This is a genomic window from Arenimonas sp. (assembly GCF_035721105.1).
Classification (GTDB): Bacteria; Pseudomonadota; Gammaproteobacteria; order Xanthomonadales; family Xanthomonadaceae; genus Arenimonas.
Genome location: NZ_DASTNG010000054.1, coordinates 32,834 through 51,397, shown reverse-complemented (window position 1 = coordinate 51,397; position 18,564 = coordinate 32,834). Strand labels below are relative to the sequence as shown.

Annotated in this window: 8 protein-coding genes; 1 reads left to right on the top strand and 7 read right to left on the bottom strand. The window is 74.0% G+C overall.

What is annotated here, in order from left to right; translation table 11 throughout:
- Positions 1–34: 34 nt before the first annotated feature.
- Genes tsaB through mrcB form a run of 4 tightly spaced genes read right to left on the bottom strand, consistent with a single transcriptional unit; the run spans position 35 to position 5,728 of the window.
- Complete coding sequence (gene tsaB, locus VFQ84_RS08175; RefSeq protein WP_325131069.1) at positions 35–727, bottom strand: tRNA (adenosine(37)-N6)-threonylcarbamoyltransferase complex dimerization subunit type 1 TsaB; 693 nt, start codon at positions 725–727, stop codon at positions 35–37.
- Positions 724–2,817 carry an ATP-dependent DNA helicase gene (locus VFQ84_RS08170; protein WP_325131067.1) on the bottom strand — a complete coding sequence of 698 codons (2,094 nt, stop codon included), beginning with the start codon at positions 2,815–2,817 and terminating at the stop codon, positions 724–726. The genes tsaB and VFQ84_RS08170 overlap by 4 nt, the downstream gene beginning before the upstream one ends.
- Positions 2,818–3,378, bottom strand: coding sequence for a tetratricopeptide repeat protein (locus VFQ84_RS08165; protein WP_325131065.1), 561 nt, complete (start codon positions 3,376–3,378; stop codon positions 2,818–2,820).
- Positions 3,338–5,728 (bottom strand): penicillin-binding protein 1B, encoded by a 2,391-nt coding sequence (mrcB, locus tag VFQ84_RS08160; RefSeq protein ID WP_325131063.1) that lies wholly within the window; start codon positions 5,726–5,728, stop codon positions 3,338–3,340. The genes VFQ84_RS08165 and mrcB overlap by 41 nt, the downstream gene beginning before the upstream one ends.
- A gap of 2,483 nt (positions 5,729–8,211) precedes the next feature.
- Between mrcB and VFQ84_RS13935 the strand changes: the two genes are divergently transcribed.
- Positions 8,212–10,323 carry a glycosyltransferase gene (locus VFQ84_RS13935; RefSeq protein WP_414637017.1) on the top strand — a complete coding sequence of 704 codons (2,112 nt, stop codon included), beginning with the start codon at positions 8,212–8,214 and terminating at the stop codon, positions 10,321–10,323.
- An 86-nt stretch (positions 10,324–10,409) separates the two neighbouring features.
- Here VFQ84_RS13935 and VFQ84_RS08150 read toward each other — a convergent pair whose 3' ends face one another.
- The 3 genes from VFQ84_RS08150 to VFQ84_RS08140 form a co-directional block, all read right to left on the bottom strand.
- Complete coding sequence (locus tag VFQ84_RS08150) at positions 10,410–12,005, bottom strand: hypothetical protein (RefSeq protein WP_325131060.1); 1,596 nt, start codon at positions 12,003–12,005, stop codon at positions 10,410–10,412.
- A 63-nt stretch (positions 12,006–12,068) separates the two neighbouring features.
- Positions 12,069–14,165, bottom strand: a complete 2,097-nt coding sequence (locus VFQ84_RS08145; RefSeq protein ID WP_414637016.1) for a bifunctional (p)ppGpp synthetase/guanosine-3',5'-bis(diphosphate) 3'-pyrophosphohydrolase — start codon at positions 14,163–14,165, stop codon at positions 12,069–12,071.
- 145 nt (positions 14,166–14,310) lie between these two features.
- On the bottom strand, positions 14,311–18,480 hold the full coding sequence (locus VFQ84_RS08140) for a DUF3418 domain-containing protein (RefSeq protein ID WP_325131056.1): 4,170 nt from the start codon (positions 18,478–18,480) through the stop codon (positions 14,311–14,313).
- Positions 18,481–18,564: the final 84 nt, after the last annotated feature.

Sequence of the window (18,564 nt, the reverse complement as noted above, 5' to 3'; positions counted from 1 at the left end):
TTTTCGGCGAAGGGCTTCGCGCCTGAAGGCGCGCCTACAGGGACGGCTTGGGCTTGCCCTGCTCGGCGAGGGTGAGGGCGACCTTGTCGCGCAGGTAGGCGGGCTCGAGCAGGTCGGGCGCGATGGCTTCGCCGCGGGCGTAGGCGCGGGCCGCCAGGCGGGCGAGGTCCGCGGCGTGCGGCAGCGCGTTCGCATCGAAGCCGCGAAGCCGGGCGCCCAGGCGCGCCACCAGTGCGCCCTGCTCGGCGCCGAAACCGGTGCCGACGCCGTGCACCTCGCCCGCCGGCAGCGTGGCCGCGGCCGGCGGCACGATCCGCTCGTCGCCGGTCGCCGACACCAGGCCATCGGCGTCGCGACGGAAGGCGCCCAGGTACACCTCGCCCATGCGCGCGTCGATGGCCGCGAGGCGGTCATCGCCCGGCGCCTGCATGGCCAGCACCGCCAGCGTCGACACGGGCAGCACCGGGCGGTCCAGCGCCAGGGCCAGGCCCTGCACCAATGCGATCGCCAGCCGCACGCCGGTGAAGGCCCCGGGGCCGCGGCCCACGGCGATGGCGTCGAGCTGCGATTTGCGCAGGCCGGCTTCGGCCAGCAGTTCGTCGGCCCAGGGCAGCACCTGCTGGGTGTGGCGGCGCGGCGCGAGCTCGTGGCGCTCGCGCACCTCGCCGTCCACGTACACCGCGACCGAACAGGCCTCGGTGCTGGTTTCGATGGCGAGCAGCTTCACGGCAGGGCCTCGTCGGTTTCGTCGGTGTCGTCGTCGCTGGATTGTGCCGTGAAAAAGTCCTGCACGTCGGCCAGGGCGCGCGTGCGCGGGAACGGCGGCAGGCTGTCCAGGAACAGCCGGCCATAGGATTTGCCAACCAGGCGCGGGTCACACAGCACCAGCACGCCGCGATCGAGGTGGCTGCGGATCAGGCGGCCCACGCCCTGCTTGAGCGCGATCACGGCCTGGGGCAGCTGCTCGTCGCGGAAGGGATTTCCGCCGGCCTGGCGCACGGCGTCCAGCCGCGCCTCGAGCACCGGATCGTCCGGCGCCGCGAACGGAATGCGGTCGATCACCACGACGCTGAGCGCCTCGCCGGCGACATCCACGCCTTCCCAGAAACTGGCGGCGCCCAGCAGCACGCCGTTGCCCGACGCGCGGAACTGCTCCAGCAGCGTGTTGCGCGGCGCGGTGCCCTGCACGAACAGCGGCCAGGGCCCGTCGCGCAGCTGCTCGGCCGCCTCGCGCAGCGCGCGGTGCGAGGTGAACAGCAGGAAGGCGCGGCCCTTCGATGCCTCCAGCACCGGCCAGACGGCGTCGAGCATGGCATCGAGGAATTCGCGGCTGTTGGGCTCGGGCAGGTTGCGCGGCAGGTAGCACAGCGCCTGCCGGGGCCAGTCGAAGGGGCTGGGCTGGAGCAGCTCGCGCGGCGCGTCGAGGCCCAGGCGCTTGCCGATGTGGCGGAAGTCGCCGGCCACCGCCATCGTCGCCGAGGTGAAGATCCACGCCGCGCGACTCTTTTCCCGGTACGCGCGCAGCGGCCCCGACACATCCAGCGGCGTGCGCTGCAGCGTGAAGCCGCGGGCCGTCAGCTCATACCACCGCACCGCGAACCCCACCCTCCCATCGCCGCCAGAAGCAAATGAACCAGGTTCATTTGCCGGGCCGGTGTCCCCTCGCTCCGAGCCGGAGGGCCCCCCGGCAAATGAACCTGGTTCATTTGCTTCTGGCGCCTTGGCTTCGGACGGGTGGGGCTGGGGGTGGCGCCAGGCGTGGAGGCGGCGGTGGAGTTCGGCGGCGCGGTCGCCGCAGGCGGCGAAGCCGGGCGAGGCGTCCGACAGCGCGCCCAGCACCTGGCGCAGCTCCGACAGCGCGTGTTCGAGCATGTCCAAGGCGCCAGGCAACTTCGGCTGGGCCAGCAGGCGCGCCATCGGCCCGCGCTGGGGCAGGCCTTCCATCACCAGCCGGGCTTCGCGCATCGCCTGTTCGACGCTGCGCGCCGGTCCCAGCACGGTGGCCAGCGCGGCGGTGACGTGCTTGCACTCGGCCAGTGCGTCGCGCGAGAGATCCATCAGCTGGCGGGCGCTGATGCCTTCACCGAAGAACTGCGAGGCCAGCTCCGGCAGCTGGTGCGCCTCGTCGAGCACGAAGGCGGCGGCGCCGGGCAGGATCTCGCCGAAGCCTTCCTGCTTGATCGCCAGGTCGGCCAGCAGCAGGTGGTGGTTGACCACCACCAGGTCGGCCGCCTGCGCCTGCTGCCGCGCCTTGGCGACGAAGCACTCGCTCCAGAACGGGCATTCGCCGCCCAGGCAGTTGTCGGCCGTGGACGTGACCTGCGGCCACAGCGGCGAGTCCTCGGCGATGTCGTCGAGTTCGGCCAGGTCGCCGCGCTGGGTGCGGCCGGCCCAGGCCACCACGCGCTGGAACTGCGCGGCGACCTCGCGGGTGGCGAACTTCTCGCCCTTGGCCTGCTCGAGCCGGTAATGGCACAGGTAGTTCGCCCGGCCCTTGAGCAGCGCGGTCTTGAGGCTGGCGCCCAGGGCCTCGCGCACGCGCGGCAGGTCGCGGTGGTAAAGCTGGTCCTGCAGCGCGCGGGTGCCGGTGGAAATGATGGTGCGCTGGCCCGACAGCAGCGCCGGCACCAGGTAGGCATAGGTCTTGCCGGTGCCGGTGCCGGCCTCGGCGATCAGCACGTCGCGTCCGTCCATGGCCTGGGCCACCGCCTCGGCCAGCTGCGCCTGCGCGGGGCGCGGCGTGTAGCCGGCCAGGCCCAGCGCCAGGGGCCCGCCCTCGGCCAGCGCCGCGCGCGTGCGTTCGGCCAGGTCGTCCACTTACATCCGGACCGGCGGCGCCACCGTGCAGGCATCGACCTGGCGGCGCGCGATCTCGGCGCCCTCGGCGTTGCCGGCCAGGCGGCGGGCATGCCGGATCGTGGTCCAGTTGCGGCGGCACAGGCCGCCCAGGCGCGGGCCGTTCTCGTAGGACTGGTTCGCCAGCGCTTCGGCCTGGCTCCAGATGCGGCGGAGCAGCGCCAGTTCGGCCTTCCACTGCAGCAGGTCGGGGTCACCCGGCACCAGCGCCAGGGCCTGGTCGAGCGTCGCGTTGGCGGCGACATACTCGCCGGCGGCCTCCTCGGCCTCGGCGCGGTGGCGCAGGTCCTCGACCTGCGGGTCGCGCAGCGGCTGCACTTCCAGCTCCACGCCCTGCACGCCGGCCTCGCGCACGCTGGCCACCAGCGCCACCACGTCGGCGCGGGCCTTGGCCGGCCGCTTGGCCGGCGCCCCGCCGGTGCCGCCGCCGCAGCCCACCAGGCACACCGCCAGACCGATCACCCAAAGCGCTTTCATCGCATCAATCCCCGCGGCGACGGTCTCGTCGCTCGTCGCGTCCATCGTCCTGATCGCCCGCATCGCGCGCGTCGTCATCACCGCCGAAGCGGAACCAGTCCAGCCAGCTGCGCTTGACGCAGCTCACGTGCTCATCCGGCAGGTAGCCGGCGACGAAGGCGTAGCGCCGCGCGCCTTCGCATTCCTCTTCGGTGGTCGCGAACTCGGCCGCGTCCACCCAGCCCCACTCCAGCCCGCCCATGCCCACGTCCAGCGGCGCACTCGGCAGCTTGGCGAACAGCGCCGACCAGACCCGCATCGCGCCGGTGGCGCCGTACAGGCCGGTCGGTTCGTTCTTGTCGTTGCCCACCCACACCACCGCCAGATGGTCCCCGGTGTAGCCGGCGAACCAGCTGTCGCGGCTGTCGTTGCTGGTGCCGGTCTTGCCGGCGACGCGAAGGTGGCCCAGCCCGTCGGCCAGCAGCCCGCGACCGGTGCCGTTGGCGACGGTGTCCTGCAGCGCCAGCGTGACCAGGCGCGCGGCGACCGCGTCGCCCTCCTTGGCCGGCGCGGCGTCGAAATCGTAGCGCTTGATCGCGCTGCCCTTGGGGTCGACCACGCCGCGCACCGCGCGCAGCGGCTGGATCTCGCCGCCCGAGGCCAGGAACTGGTAGACCTGCGCCATCGCGAACGGACTCAGGTCGACCGAGCCGAGGATCAGCGAAGGATTCGCCGGCGCGCGCAGCCCGGCCAGCACCTTCAGCAGCTCCGACAGCCGGTCCGGACCGACGTCCATGCCGACCCGGACGGTGGCCTGGTTGTAGGACTGCGACAGCGCATCGAGCAGGCTGACCCGGCCGTGGCTCTGGCCATCGGAATTGCCCGGGCTCCAGGTCTTGCCGTTGGGCAGGGTGACGGTGACCGGGGCATCCTCCACCGGCGTCGCCAGCGACCAGCGATCGGGCTGGGCCAGCGCCAGCAGGTAGACCATGGGCTTGAGCAGCGAGCCCACCGGCCGCTGCGCTTCCAGCGCGCGGTTGAAGCCGGGCTGGCCCGCGGCGCGGTTGCCCACCATCGCCAGCACTTCGCCGGTGCCGGTGTCGGTGACGACCATGCCGGCCTGCAGCGCCGGGCCGTCCTTCTTCTGGACCCGGCCCAGGGTTCCGCTGACGGCCTGTTCGGACAGCTGCTGGGCCGAAGGCGACAGCGTGGTCAGCACGTTCAGCCCGGCGCCGCGCAGGGCGTCGGCCGGATAGTCGCGGGCCAGCTGGCGACGCACCAGGTCCATGAACGCGGGGTAGCGGTTGCTGGCCACGCCGGGCCGGCTGCTGACGCCCAGCGGCGCCTCGCGGGCGCGGCGGGCGGTGTCGGCGTCGATCAGGCCCAGTTCCTGCCACACGCCCAGCACCAGGTCGCGGCGGGTGCGGGCGGCCTCGGGGCGACGGCGCGGGTCGTAGACCGAAGGGCCTTTGATCATGCCCACCAGCAAAGCCATCTCTTCGGTGCGCAGGCTGGCCAGCTCGCGCCCGAACCAGAACTCCGACGCGGCGGCGATGCCGTGGATGGACTGGTTGCCCTGCTGGCCCATGTAGACCTGGTTGAAGTAGGCCTCGAGGATGCGCTGCTTGTCGTAGCGGGCCTCGATGATCAGCGAATAGGAGATCTCGCGGAACTTGCGGCTCCAGCGCTTCTCGCGGGTCAGGAACAGGCTGCGCACCAGCTGCTGGGTGAGGGTGCTGGCGCCCTGCTCGAGCTCGCCCTCGCGCACGTTGACCCACATCGCGCGCAGCATGCCCCAGGGATCGATGCCGTGGTGGTGCTTGAAGTTGCGGTCCTCGACCGCCTGCAGGCCGGTGACCAGCAGCGGCGGCACATCGGTGAGCTGCACCAGCCGGCGCTCGACCTGCAGGTTGCCGCCGTAGAGGGTGGCGATGCGCACCGGATCGAGCCGGGCGTTGGCCAGGGCCTGGCCGCTGCCGCGCTGGGCCACGCTGGCGATGCGTCCGCGCGCCAGCACCAGGTCGAGCTTCTGCGCGGGCACCGGGCCGTCGATGTCGGTGAAGGCGCGGGTGGCGATCCGGAATTTGCCGTCCTGGCGCTGGTAGGTGCCGGGCAGGTCGCCGCCGGCGTCCTTGCGGTAGCCCGAGGCGGCCAGCTCCAGCTCCAGCGTGGCCGCGTCCAGCGGCTCGCCGGGCGCCAGCGACAGCGGGCGGGCATAGACGCGGGTGGGCTCTTGCCAGGTCAGCTGCTCGAACTCGGCCCGGACCTGCTTGTCGAGCACCCAGAACACCGGCACGCCGATGCCCACGGCCAGTCCCAGCGCCAGCAGGGCGCCGCGCAACAGCCAGCGGCGCCAGCGCGGGCCGGCGGTAGGTGGTCCGGGATTTTTGGGGGAAGCGTTACGAGGCACGGACATGGATAATCCGGAGGTGCGGCGAGTCTAGCAGGCTGCCACACCCACACCCCACCCGAGACTGAACACAGCGCATGGATGCCCCTTCCCTTCCGGTGATCAGCACCTGGGCCGACGGCCCGGGGACGACCGGACCGGGCGACGGGCCGGCCTGGCCGCGCCTGGCGAAGGTCGCCGCCACGCCGCTGGCCGCACTGCATGCAGCGCGCGAACAGTACCCGGGCCGCGACGTCCTGCTGGTGCACGCCGACGCCTCGCTGCCCGCCGATGCCGGCGAGCGCCTGCAGGCGGCGCTGGCGGGCGGCGACTGGGACGTGGTGTCGGCGCTCGACGAAGGCTGGGACCTGTTCGAGCCCGAGGCATCGGCCGCGCGCCGCGATGCGCTGGCCTGGAGCCTGGGCGAGCACGCCAGCTTCGCCTGGCAGGGCTGGTCGAACGTGTGTTCGCTCTGGCGCGGCGACGCGCTGGCCACGCGCGAACCCGCCGAGCCGCACACGCTGCGGCCGGGGCTGCTGCCTTGCCTGTATGCCGGCGGACGCAGCGCGCCGCACCCCGGCACCGAACCCGAACCGGTGCGCGTGCTGCGCGAACGCCTGCGCGTGGGCACCGCGGCCGCCGGCGCCTCGTCGGCGCGGCCGGTGCTGCTGCACGCCCTGCACAACTGGGGCGGCGGGGTGGAGCGCTTCGCGCGCGACCTGGCCGCCGCCGACGACGCACGCCAGCACCTGCTGCTGGTGGCGCGCGGCGACAACGACCTGCCGCCGTTCGGCCGCCGCCTGTGCCTGCACCTGGACCTGGACGCGCCGCCGCTGCGCACCTGGACCCTGTCGCAGCCGATCGAGGACTGCAGCCAGCATTCGCCCGAGCTGTGCGCGGTGCTGGACGAGATCATCCACGAATGGGGCGTCGGCGCCGTGCTGGTGTCCTCGCTGATCGGCCTGGGCCTCGACCTGCTGCGCACCGGGCTGCCGACCGCGGTCTGCACCCATGACGTATTCCCGCTGTGGCCGCTGCTGCACGACATCCGCGACCCGGCCACCGAACCCTTCGACCTGCCGGCGCTGGAGCGGGGCCTGGCGCGGGTCGACGCCACGTTCCCCTTCCGCGGCCGCGACGGCTGCGAGTGGATGGCGCTGCGCGCGGGCTTCATCGCCACCGTGCTGGCGCAGGGCATCGGCCTGGTGGCTCCCAGTGAGTTCGCACGCCGCCGCTTCCTGGCCATCGCCCCGGTGCTGTCGAACGCCCGCTGGGACATCCTGCCGCACGGCGTGACGGCCCTGCCGCGACTGCCGCCCCCGCCGCCGCGCCCCGGGGCACCGCTGCGGGTGCTGGTGCCCGGCCGCATCCACGGCGAGAAAGGCGAGCGCCTTCTCGAGGCGATGCTGGCCGACCTGCCCGCGGGCGTCGAGCTGGTGCTGCTGGGCAGCGGCTACCGCGGCGGCGCGTTCTGGGGCCGCAGTGACGTCACGGTCATCCTCGACTACGTCCACACCGAGCTCGCCGAGGAAGTCGCGCGGATCGCCCCCGACCTTGCGCTGCTGCCGTCCACCGTGCCCGAGACCTTCAGCTACATGCTGTCGGAAGTGCTGGCGCTGGGCCTGCCGGTGCTGTGCGCCGCGCCCGGCGCACCGTCCGAACGGCTCGCGGCCCTGGGGCGTGGCTGGGTGCTGCCGCCGGTCGCCGCGCAGGTCAATGCGCTGCTGGCCGGACTGGCCGCGGACCGGCGCCTGCTTGAACGCGAGCGCGCGCTGCCGCCGCCGCGCCAGCCCGGCCTGGCCGAGATGGCCGAGGCCTGGCGCCACCGCCTGCCCGGCGCGGCGGCGCCGCTGCGGCTGTCGCCGGCGACACCGGACAGCCTGCGCCGGACCACCGCGGAGAACGTCGCGCGCGCGCTCGCCGGCCAGGCCGCGCAGGCACAGTCGGCGCTGGCCGCCGCGCGCCACGAGCTGGAGGCGCGCGCCCAGGCCGCGCATCGCGAACAGCTCGAACTGGGCCAGCTGAGGCTGGCGGAACAGGCGCGGGCCGCGGAAGCGCACGCGCTGGCCAGCGAGCGCGACGGCCTCGCCGCCCAGGTGGCCACCCTCGCGGCGCAGCGGGCCGCCGACGCCGAAGCGCTGGCGGCGATGACCGCCGCGCACGAGCGTCAGGCCGGCGAAGCCGCCCGGCTGGCCGACCAGCTGGGCGAACGTGACCAGGCCCTGCAGGCGCTGCGCACCGCGCTGGCGACCGCCGAGGAAGGCGCCGCGACGCTGGCGCAGGCGCTGGCCCAACGTGACCACGCCCTCGACGGCCTGGGCGCCGCGCTGGCGCAAAGCGAGCACACGCTGGCCGCGACCCGCGACGACCATCATCGCGAGCGCCTCGACCTGACCCGCCAGCGCGACGTTGCCGTGGCGCAGCGCGACGAAGCGCAGGCCCATCTCGAGCGCGTGTTCGCCAGCAAGAGCTGGCGCGCCACCGCGCTGCCGCGCGCGCTGGCCGGCGCGCTGGGCAACCAGTGGCTGGCGCTGGCCTACCGCCTGCGCCACCTGCGCGTGGTGGCCGGGCGCGTGCAGGCCAGCCTGCGGTCGCGCGGACTGGCCGGCACCTGGCAGCGCATCCGCGAGCGCCGGCAGGCGCGCCGCGGTGGCCCGCCCGCGTTCGCGCCGCCCGCGGCCGACCTGCGCACGCGCCCGCTGAAGCTCGACGCGGTGGCGACGCCGCGCGCGAGCATCGTCATCCCGGCGTACGGCCAGCTCGACTACACCCTCGCCTGCCTGCACGCGCTGGCGGCCTGCGGCGACCGCACGCCCTTCGAGGTCATCGTGGTCGACGACGCCTCGACCGACGCCACGCCCGAGGTGCTGCCGGGCGTGCCCGGCCTGCGCTACCTGCGCAACGCCGGCAACCTGGGCTTCATCGGTGCCTGCAACGCCGGCGCCGCCGCGGCGCGCGGCGAGTTCCTGGTGTTCCTCAACAACGACACCACCGTGCAGCCGGGCTGGCTGGACGCGCTGCTCGACACCTTCGAGACCCATCCCGACACCGGCCTGGCCGGCAGCCAGCTGGTGTATCCCGACGGCCGCCTGCAGGAGGCCGGCGGCATCGTGTTCGCCGATGGCTCGGGCTGGAACTACGGCCGCTTCGGCGATCCTGCGCATCCGCGCCATGGCTTCGTGCGCGAGGTCGACTACTGCTCGGGCGCGTCGATCGCGCTGCCGCGGTCGCTGTTCGAAGCGCTGGGCGGCTTCGACCCGCACTACGCGCCGGCGTATTACGAGGACACCGACCTGGCCATGCGCGTGCGCGCGGCCGGCCATCGGGTCCGCTACCAGCCCGCCTCGGTGGTGGTGCACCACGAAGGCGTGAGCTCGGGCACCGACCCGACGCAGGGCGTCAAGCAGCACCAGGCCACCAACCAGGTGAAGTTCCTGGCGCGCTGGCGCGAGGTGCTCGCGGCGACGCACGCGCCGCCGGGCACCGATCCGGTGCTGGCCAGCGAGCGGGGGCGCCGGCACCGCGTGCTGGTGCTGGACGCCTGCACGCCGCATCCCGACCGCGACTCCGGCTCGGTGCGCATGCTGGCGCTGCTGCGCCTGCTGCGCGAGGCGGGCTGCGCGGTCAGCTTCTTCAACGAGGACCGCAGCCACGACGGCGACTACACCCGCGCGCTGCAGCAGCTGGGCGTCGAGGCCTGGTGGACGCCGTACCTGGCCGACGTGCCGCGCTGGCTCAAGGCCGAAGGCCACCGCTTCGACCTGGTCATCGCCAGCCGCCACTACGTGCTGTCGCCGCTGCTGCCGCTGCTTCGCCGGCATGCGCCGCGCGCGCGCATCGTGTTCGACACGGTCGACCTGCACTACCTGAGGGAAGCGCGCGAAGCCGGGCTGGCCGGCGACCCGGCGCGCCAGGCGGCGGCCGAGCGCACGCGCGGCGCCGAGCTGGCGCTGGTGGCGGCCTGCGACGCCACCTGGGTGGTCAGCGCCGCCGAGAAGCCGCTGCTGGAAGCCGCGGTGCCCGGCGCGCGCGTCGAGGTGGTGTCGAACATCCACGACGTCGGCGAACGCGGCGCGCCGCACGGCCAGCGCCACGGCCTGCTGTTCGTCGGCAGCTACCGGCATCCGCCGAACGTGGACGCCGCGCACTGGCTGGCCGACGAGATCTTCCCGCGCATCCGCGCGCGGCGGCCCGGGCTCGAACTGCACCTGGTCGGCGCCGATGCGCCGGCCGACGTCGCGGCGTTGGGCGAGCGCGACGGCATCCGCTTCCATGGCCACGTGCCCGACCTGGGACCGCTGCTCGCCTCGTCGCGGATTTCGCTGGCGCCGCTGCGCTACGGCGCGGGCGTCAAGGGCAAGGTGAACCAGGCGCTGGCCCTGGGCCTGCCGGTGGTCGCGACGCACTGCGCGGTCGAGGGCATGTTCCTCACCGACGGCGTGGACGTGCTGGTGGCCGACGAGGCCGAGGGCTTCGCGGACGCCGTGCTGCGGCTCTACGACGACGCCACGCTGTGGGACGCGCTGTCGCGCGGTGGCCAGGAGAATACCCGCCGGCACTTCTCGCGCGACGCCGTGCGGCGGACCCTGGACGCGCTGCTGGCCTCGCTGCCGCCGCGCTAGCGGCGGGACGGCCGCCGGGCCGCCGGGCCGCCGCTATCTGCGTCCGCCGCGGCGCGCCGCCACACCAGGCGGTTGGAGCCGGGGCCTCAGCCGCCGGCGCGCGCCAGCCGCTCGGCCAGCGGCGCCAGGCCCGGATGGGTGGGATCGAGCGCCTGCACGGAGGCGAGCGCGCGGCGGGCGAGCGCCAGTTCGTTGGCGCCCAGCCGCTCTTCGGCGAAGGCCAGCCAGCGATCGGCCAGCCGGCGCCGGTCCGCGGAAAGATCCTCGGCGCCGCGCTCGCGCACCGCGCGCGCGTCCAGGCAGGCCTGCGCGGCGGACAGCCGGTTGCCGGCCAGTTCATCCTCGAAGCAGGCGCGGGCGCGGCGATCGTATTCGGCCTGGGCGTCGCGCAGGTCGGCGCTGTCTGGCGACAGCGCGGCGGCCTGGCGCAGGAAGTCCCAGGCGGCCGCGCCCGGCGGTTCGATCAGGTCGCCGCGGCGCATCGCGGCGCGAGCGCGCTCGAGCAGCGCCAGCAGCTGGCCCGGGTCGGACTCGCCGGCGACCGGCAGCGCGGCGCGCGCGGCCCGGGCCTCCTCGATGCGGGCGGCGGCGGCGATGACATCGGGGGATTCCGGCGCCCACTCGCGCGCGCGCGCCAGCGAGGCCTCGGCGGCCTCGAAGTCGAAGTCGGCGGCCTCGCGACGCGCCTTCGCGGCCTGGGCCGCCGCGGCATCCTGCAGCCCCTGGCGGGCCTCGACGGCGTCGGGCGCCAGCGCCTGCAGGCGCAGGTAAGCGGCGGCGGCGACCTCGGGCTGGCCAGCGCGCAGCGCAGAAGCGGCCTCGGCGAGGATCTGTTCGCGCTCGCGCTGGCGCACCTGCTGCACTTCGCCCAGCCGCGCCTGCAGCGCCGGCAGGCCGAGGTGGCTGGGGTCGGACTCGACCACGCGCGCGACCAGGGCCAGGGCGACGTCGGTGTCGCCGCGGACCAGGGCGGCATCGGCCTGGGCCAGCAGTCCGGCGAGGATTTCGCGGCGGCCGTCGAGCGCGATGGCGTTGTCGGGCTGGCGCCGGAGCACGTCGGAGTAAAGCGCCAGGGCGCCGTCGGGCACTTGTTCGATGCGTCCGGCCGCCTGCGCCTCGCGGGCACGCACCAGCAGGTCGGCCAGGTCGGCGCCGGCGCTCTGCAGGCGCTGCAATTCCAGTTCGAGCAGGGACAGGTCGGCGGCCGGCGCGGCCATGGCCCGGGCCAGGGCCAGGCGCTGGGCGGCGGTGTCGAGGTCGCCGGCGGCCAGCGCCGCGCGGCCCTGGGCCACGGCGGCATCGCGCACGGCGTTGAGGCCGGCGCGCGCGGCCAGGTGGTCGGGATCGCGGGCGAGCACCGCCTGGAACTGCTCGCGGGCGCCGGTCCCGTCGGCGCGGGTCAGGTCGCCGCGGGCCAGGGCCGCCTGGGCCTGTTCGATCTGGCGGTTGATCGCCGATTCGGGCACCAGCTGGCGGCCGATCTGCTCGCGCCACTGCATCAGCACCAGGGCCAGCACCAGCGCCAGCGCGCCGCCGGCGACCAGCAGCCAGGGCCAGCGGCGCGGCGCGGCGCGCGCGGTCGGCGCGACCGGCGCCGGACGGCGCGCCGCCGGGGCCAGGTCCAGTTGGTCCAGGGCGCCCAGGGGCGGCGTCTGGCCGGGGTCGACGCGGCGGTCGTTCATGGCGTCGGGGGCAGGGTCATGGCGGCAGGATAGCAGCGGCTCCTGAATGGCGACTGCCGTGGTTCAGCCGACGCGGCGCGCGTCCTGCACGCCGGGCACCGCGCTCATCCGGCCCAGCAGCTCGCTGAGCTGGCCGAAATCGCCGACGCGGACCGCCAGCCGCAGCTCGGCCAGGCCCTGGCCTTCGTCCACCCGCGACTGGATGCCGAGGATGTTCACGCCCAGCTGGGCGATGACGTTGGTGAGGTCCTTGAGCAGCCACTTGCGGTCGAAGGCGTGCAGCACGACGTCGACCTCGTAGCTCGCCGCACGCGCCCCGCCCCACTCCACCGGCAGCAGGCGGTCGGGCTGGCGCGCCAGCAGCCGCTGCGCCGCCGGGCAGCCCTCGCGATGGATGCTGACGCCGCGGCCGCGGGTGAGGTAGCCGACGATGGGATCGCCCGGCACCGGCTGGCAGCAGCGCGCGATCTGGCTGAGCAGGTTGCCCACGCCCTCGACGGTGAAAGGCGCCTTGCCGGTGGGTGCCGACGCGCGCCGGGACACCAGCGACGCCGGCTCGGGCGGTGCCTTCTGCGCCTGCGCGTGCTCGTGCAGCGCGCGGCTGACCTGGCTGGGCCCGAGGTCGGCCAGCGCCAGCGCGAGGTAAAGGTCCTCGACCGTTTCGAGCCGGAACTTCGCCAGCACCGGCGCCAGGTCGGCCTGGGTCAGGGCGACGCGGCGCAGCTCCCTGTCCAGCAGGTCCTTGCCGGCCAGCAGGTTGCGGCTGCGGTCGATGCGGTGGAACCAGGCCCGCACCTTGTCGCGGGCGCGGCTGGTGGCCAGGAAGTGGTTGCTCGCCATCAGCCAGTCGCGGCGCGGCTCGGCGGTCTTGGCCGTCATGATCTCGATGCGGTCGCCGGTGGCGGGCCGGTGGTCGAGCGGGACGATGCGGCCGTTGACCTTGGCGCCGCGGCAGCGGTGTCCGACTTCGGTGTGCACGGCGTAGGCGAAGTCGAGCACGGTGGCGTCGCGCGGCAGGTCGACCACTTCGCCGCGCGGCGTCAGCACGTACACGCGGTCTTCCACCAGTTCGGTGGAGAAGCCGGCCAGCAGCGCGTCCTCGCCCTCGTCGCGGGCTTCGAGCAGCTGCCGCATCCAGGCCACCTTGCGCTCGAAGCTGGCGTCGGCGCCGCCGCCTTCCTTGTAGCGCCAGTGCGCGGCGACGCCCAGCTCGGCGTGTTCGTGCATCTGGTGGGTGCGGATCTGCACCTCCAGCGTGCGGCCGCCGGGGCCGATCACCGCGGTGTGCAGCGAGCGGTAGTCGTTGCCTTTCGGGTGCGCGATGTAGTCGTCGAACTCGGACGGGATCGACGGCCAGAGCTGGTGCACCAGGCCCAGCGCGGCGTAGCAGTCCGGGATGTCGTCCACCAGCACCCGCACCGCGCGGATGTCGTAGAGCTCGCTGAAGGGCACGCCCTTGCGCTGCATCTTCTTCCAGATGCTGTAGATGTGCTTCGGGCGGCCGGCGACGTCGGCGGTGATGCCGGCCTCGGCCAGCGCGGCGCGGATGCGCGCCATCGCGTCCTCGATGAAGCGTTCTCGGTCGCCGCGCTTCTCGTCGAGCAGGCGGGCGATGCGCTGGTAGGTCTCGGGCTGGAGCCAGCGGAAGGCCAGGTCCTCGAGTTCCCACTTGAGCTGCCAGATGCCCAGGCGGTTGGCCAGCGGCGCATAGATGTCGGACGTGAGTTCGGCCAGCGCATGCCGGGCCTCGTGCTCCAGCGTGCCGGCCTCGCGCAGGCGCACCAGCTGGATCGCCAGCAGCACCAGCACCGCGCGCAGGTCGCGCACCAGGGCCAGCAGCAGGCGGCGCAGGCCTTCGGCGCTGCCCTTGCCCGCGCGCTGGTGGTGCAGCGCGCGGACCTGGTCGGCCGCGGCCAGGCCCTCGAGCAGCGGCGGCAGGCGCGGGCCGAGCGCGTCGGCGTCGATCCTCTCGCGCAGGGCCGGCCACAGGTGCAGCGCGGCCGCGGCCAGCACCTCCGGATCGGCGCGCAGCGGCTGCAGCACGGTCAGCACGTGCACGGCCAGGGTTTCCTCGGGCGCGTGCGGCAGGGTCGCCGCGGCGGCCTGCAGCGCGGACAGCAGGCCGTTGCCGGGGCCGTGGTCGGCGAGCCAGGCGTGCAGGCGCGGCGGATGATGGCGGGGCGGGCTCACGGCGACAGGTCTGCGCGCGAGTGGGGGATCGCGCCTGGGGCCAGTCTAACCAGAACGCGGGGCGCGCCGGACGCGCGGCGACGCGGCGCACAGGCCGGCGCGTCGCGCGCGGGCGTCAGGCCAGCGCCTCGAGCTGGCGCGCCAGCCGCTTCGCGGAGACCTGGCGCTTGGTGCCCAGCTCCTGCGCGAACACCGACACCCTCAGTTCCTCCAGGTCCCAGCGCAGCGCCTGCCAGGCGGGCTCGCGGGCGCGGCCGCTGGCGCGCGCGGCCAGCAGTGCGTCATGGAAGGGCTTGAGTTCGAGCATGCGGGCCTGGTCGCGCTGCGGGTCGCGCAGCGCGCGCTCGGCCCGCAGCGACAGCGCCTTGAGGTAGCGCGGGTACTCGGCCAGCAGCCCGGCCGGCGTGTCGCGCAGGAACCCCGGCGGCACCAGGCCGGCCAGCTGTGCCTTGAGGTCATCGAGGTTGCCGCTGGCCCAGCCCAGCAGCGGCGACTCCAGCCGCGGCTTGATCTCCGCGACCAGGCCGAGGATGGCCTCGGCCAGCTGCAGGCGGGCCATGGCTTCGCCGAACAGGCGCTTGCCGGCGGCATCAAGCAGGCGGCGGAACGCGTCGGCATCGCGCACGTCGGCGAAGTCGCCCTCGAGCACGGCGTTGAGGGCCGCCTGGGCCAGGTCGGTGCGCAGGTGCTCGTGCGCGGGCGCCTGGCCCGGCGCCTGGGCGAAGCCTTCGATCGCGGCGTACAGCAGCGCCAGCTTGGGCGACACCGGCAGCTGCTTGCGGGCCTGGCGCTGCTTGTCGGCCAGGGCCAGCGTGGCCAGGCGGCGGACGCCGGCGTCGTGCTCGCGCGCGGCTTCGTCGATATCGGCGAACACGCTCAGGGCGACGGTGTCGCCCTGGTCCACCAGCGCCGGGAAGGCCGGCACGCCGGCGGCACCGGGTACCTGGCGCGGCACCGGGGACTCGGGGAAGGCGGTGAGGCCGTCGCGGGCCAGGTCTTCGCCGGCGCGTTCGGCGAAGGCACGCTCGGCGCGCTCGCCGAAGCGCGCGCGCAGCGCGGCGAGGTCGCGCGACTGCGCCAGCTCGCGGCCGTCGCGTTCGGCCAGGCGCAGGTTGATGCGCAAGTGCGGCTCCAGCGCGGCGTCGTCGAAGTCGAGCGCCGCCACCGGGGCGCCGGTGGCGCGGGTGAGGAAGCGCGCCAGGCTGCCGGGCAGGCTGTCGGCCTCCGGCCGCGGGTGCGCCTCGGCAAAGGCGCGGGCGAAGTCGGGCGCCGGCACGTAGTTGCGGCGCAGGGCCTTGGGCAGGCCGCGGATCAGCGCCGTCGCCTTTTCCTCGACCAGACCGGGCACCAGCCAGCCCAGGCGCGCCGGGTCGACCGCCATCAGCAGGTGCAGCGGCAGGTCGAGGGTGACGCCGTCCTCGGCGTGGCCCGGCTCGAAGCGGTAGTGCAGCGCCAGGCGCGCGTCGCCAAGCGGGAAGTATTTCGGGAAGCGCTCGGCCTCGCTGCCCTCGCCGGGCAGCAGGTCGACCAGCGACCATTCCAGCGATTTCTTCTGCTCCGGCGGCAGCTTGCCGTACCAGCTGTCGAGGCCGGCGACCGAATTGAGCTCCGGCGGCAGGCGGTCGAGGTACCAGCGCGCCTGCCAGTCGTCGTCGGCGACCAAGCCGGCGCGGCGCAGCTTGGCTTCTTCCTCGCGCGCTTTTTCCAGCGTGGCCAGGTTGCGCTTGAGGAAGGGGCTGCGGGTGTCGACCTCGCCCGGCACCAGGCCCTGGCGCACGAAGATCTCGCGCGCCTCGGCCGGATACAGGCCGCCGTAGTGCACCGGCTTCTTCGGCGCCAGCACCAGGCCGAACAGCGAGACCTGCTCGCTGCCGACCACGCGGCCCTGGCGCCGCGACCAGTGCGGGTCGAAGTGCTTGCGCGCCAGCAGGTGCGGCAGTTCCGCGATCACCCAGTCGGGCTCGATGCGGGCGGCGGTCATGCCCCACACCTTCTGCGTGTCGAGCAAGGTGGCCACCAGCACCCAGGCCGGCGCCGCCTCGCGACCCTCCTTGCCCTTCGCCGCACCGGGGCCCTTGCCCGCCGGCGGCTTGCTCAGCGACGAGCCCGGGAACAGCTGGAACTTGCGCTGGCGCGGGGCGTCGTACAGCCCTTTCTCGGTGCGATGGCCCACCTGCGTGGGCAGGCCGGCGATCAGCGCGCGGTGCAGGGCCTGGTGTGCCTCGCTGGCTTCGCGCGATCCGCTGCCGGACGCATCGCTACGGGTCGCCGCCACGCCTTCATTCTTCGGGCGACGCGCGTGCTTCGGTGCGCGACCACCTTCCGACGCAGGCGCAGGGCCCGGCTTGTCCGACGCGTCGGGCCAAAGCTCCTCGCAGGCCAGCAGCAGCTGCCGGTGCAGTTCGCGCCACTCGCGCATGCGCAGGAAGGCGAGGAAGCGGCGCTCGCACCAGTCGCGCAGCTTCGACTGGGTCAGGTCCTCGTGGGCGGCGTGGTGGGCGTCCCACAGCTTGAGGATGCCGACGAACTCGGAGTTCGGGTCGGTGAACTCGGCGTGGGCGTTGTCGGCCTTCTCGCGGGCGTCGGCCGGGCGTTCGCGCGGGTCCTGGATGCCGAGGAAGGACGTGATCACCGTCATGTCGGCCAGGCAGCCCAGCGACTGCGCCGCCACCAGCATGCGCGCCAGCTTCACGTCCACGGGCAGGCGCGACATCTGGCGGCCGATGGCGGTGAGCTGGCGCTGCTCGTCCACGGCGCCCAGTTCGGCCAGCGTCTGCCAGCCGTCGGCGATCGCGCGCGGGTCGGGTGGATCGATGAAGGGGAAGTCCTCGACCCGGCCCAGGCCCAGGGTGAGCATGCGCAGGATCACGCCGGCCAGCGAAGCGCGCAGGATTTCCGGATCGGTGTAGCGCGGCCGGGTGTCGAAATCCTCCTGCGAATAGAGTCGGTAGCAGGTGCCGGCCGCGATGCGGCCGCAGCGGCCCTTGCGCTGGTCGGCGCTGGCCTGGCTGACCGGTTCGATGTGCAGGCGGTCGAGCTTGCCGCGCGGGCTGTAGCGCTTCACCCGCGCCACGCCGGGATCGATGACGTAGCGGATGCGCGGCACGGTCAGCGAGGTCTCGGCCACGTTGGTGGCCAACACGATGCGGCGGCCCGGCCCGGGGTTGAAGACCTTGTCCTGGTCGCGGACCGACAGCCGCGCGTACAGCGGGATGACCTCGGTGCTGCGGTACTTGCGCCGGTTCAGCGCCGCATGGGCATCGCGGATCTCGCGTTCGCCCGGCAGGAACACCAGCACGTCGCCGACCGGATCCTCGCGGGTGATCTCGTCGGCGGCGGCGACGATCGCCTCCGCCAGCGGCCGATCACCTCCAGGCTTCGCACGCGACGTCGTACCCGAAGTCGTACCGGGTTCATTTTTCCGGACACCGTCGCCCCTGGACGCCGGACCTGTCCCGGAAAAATGAACCTGGTACGGCTTTTGCGCCTCTTGCCCGGCCCCCTCATCCGACTCCCCCGGCCGATAGCGCACTTCGACCGGGAAGCTCCGCCCCTCCACGCTCACCACCGGCGCCCCGTCGAAATGCTTCGCGAACCGCTCGGTGTCGATCGTGGCCGAGGTAATCACCAGCTTCAGGTCCGGCCGCTTGCGCACCAGCTGTTTGAGGTAGCCCAGCAGGAAGTCGATGTTGAGGCTGCGCTCGTGCGCCTCGTCGACGATGATCGTGTCGTATTTCGACAGCCAGCGGTCGGACTGGATCTCGGCCAGCAGGATGCCGTCGGTCATGAACTTGACGTAGGTGTTCTCGCCGACGTTCTCGGTGAAGCGGACCTGGTAGCCGACCGCGCCGCCCATCGGCGACTGCAGCTCCTCGGCCACGCGCCGGGCGACCGCGCGGGCGGCGATGCGGCGCGGCTGGGTGCAGCCGATCATGCCCGCGCTGCCGCGGCCGGCGGCCAGGCAGATCTTGGGCAGCTGGGTGGTCTTGCCCGAGCCGGTCTCGCCGGCGACCACGACCACCGGATGCTTGCGGATCAGGTCCACCAGCACACCGGCCTCGCGCGCCACCGGCAGGCTGTCGTCGAAGGTGGGCGCCGGCGCCTGGCCGGCGCGGCGCTCTCGCTCCGCGACCGAGGCCGCCAGCGCGCGCTCGTAGGCGTCGCGGCGCGCGGCATCGTCCGGCGCCTTGCGCCACTGCCCCAGCAGGCGCAGCAGCCGGCCCCGGTCGCGGGTGAGCGCGGCGTGGTCGGGGAAGGCGGGAATCGAGGGCGCGGAGGGCGGCATGGCCCGCCATTGTAGCGATCGCGGCCCGGTTCATCCTCGCTAAACGCTCACGGGCGTATCCTGCGTCGGTCCCCAAGCGAAGGA

Excerpts from the sequence above, each read along its gene's own strand:
- VFQ84_RS08165 (WP_325131065.1), bottom strand. The coding sequence starts at position 3,378 with ATGGACGCGACGAGCGACGAGACCGTCGCCGCGGGGATTGATGCGATG.
- mrcB (WP_325131063.1), bottom strand. The coding sequence starts at position 5,728 with ATGTCCGTGCCTCGTAACGCTTCCCCCAAAAATCCCGGACCACCTACC.
- VFQ84_RS08150 (WP_325131060.1), bottom strand. The coding sequence starts at position 12,005 with ATGAACGACCGCCGCGTCGACCCCGGCCAGACGCCGCCCCTGGGCGCC.
- VFQ84_RS08140 (WP_325131056.1), bottom strand. The coding sequence starts at position 18,480 with ATGCCGCCCTCCGCGCCCTCGATTCCCGCCTTCCCCGACCACGCCGCG.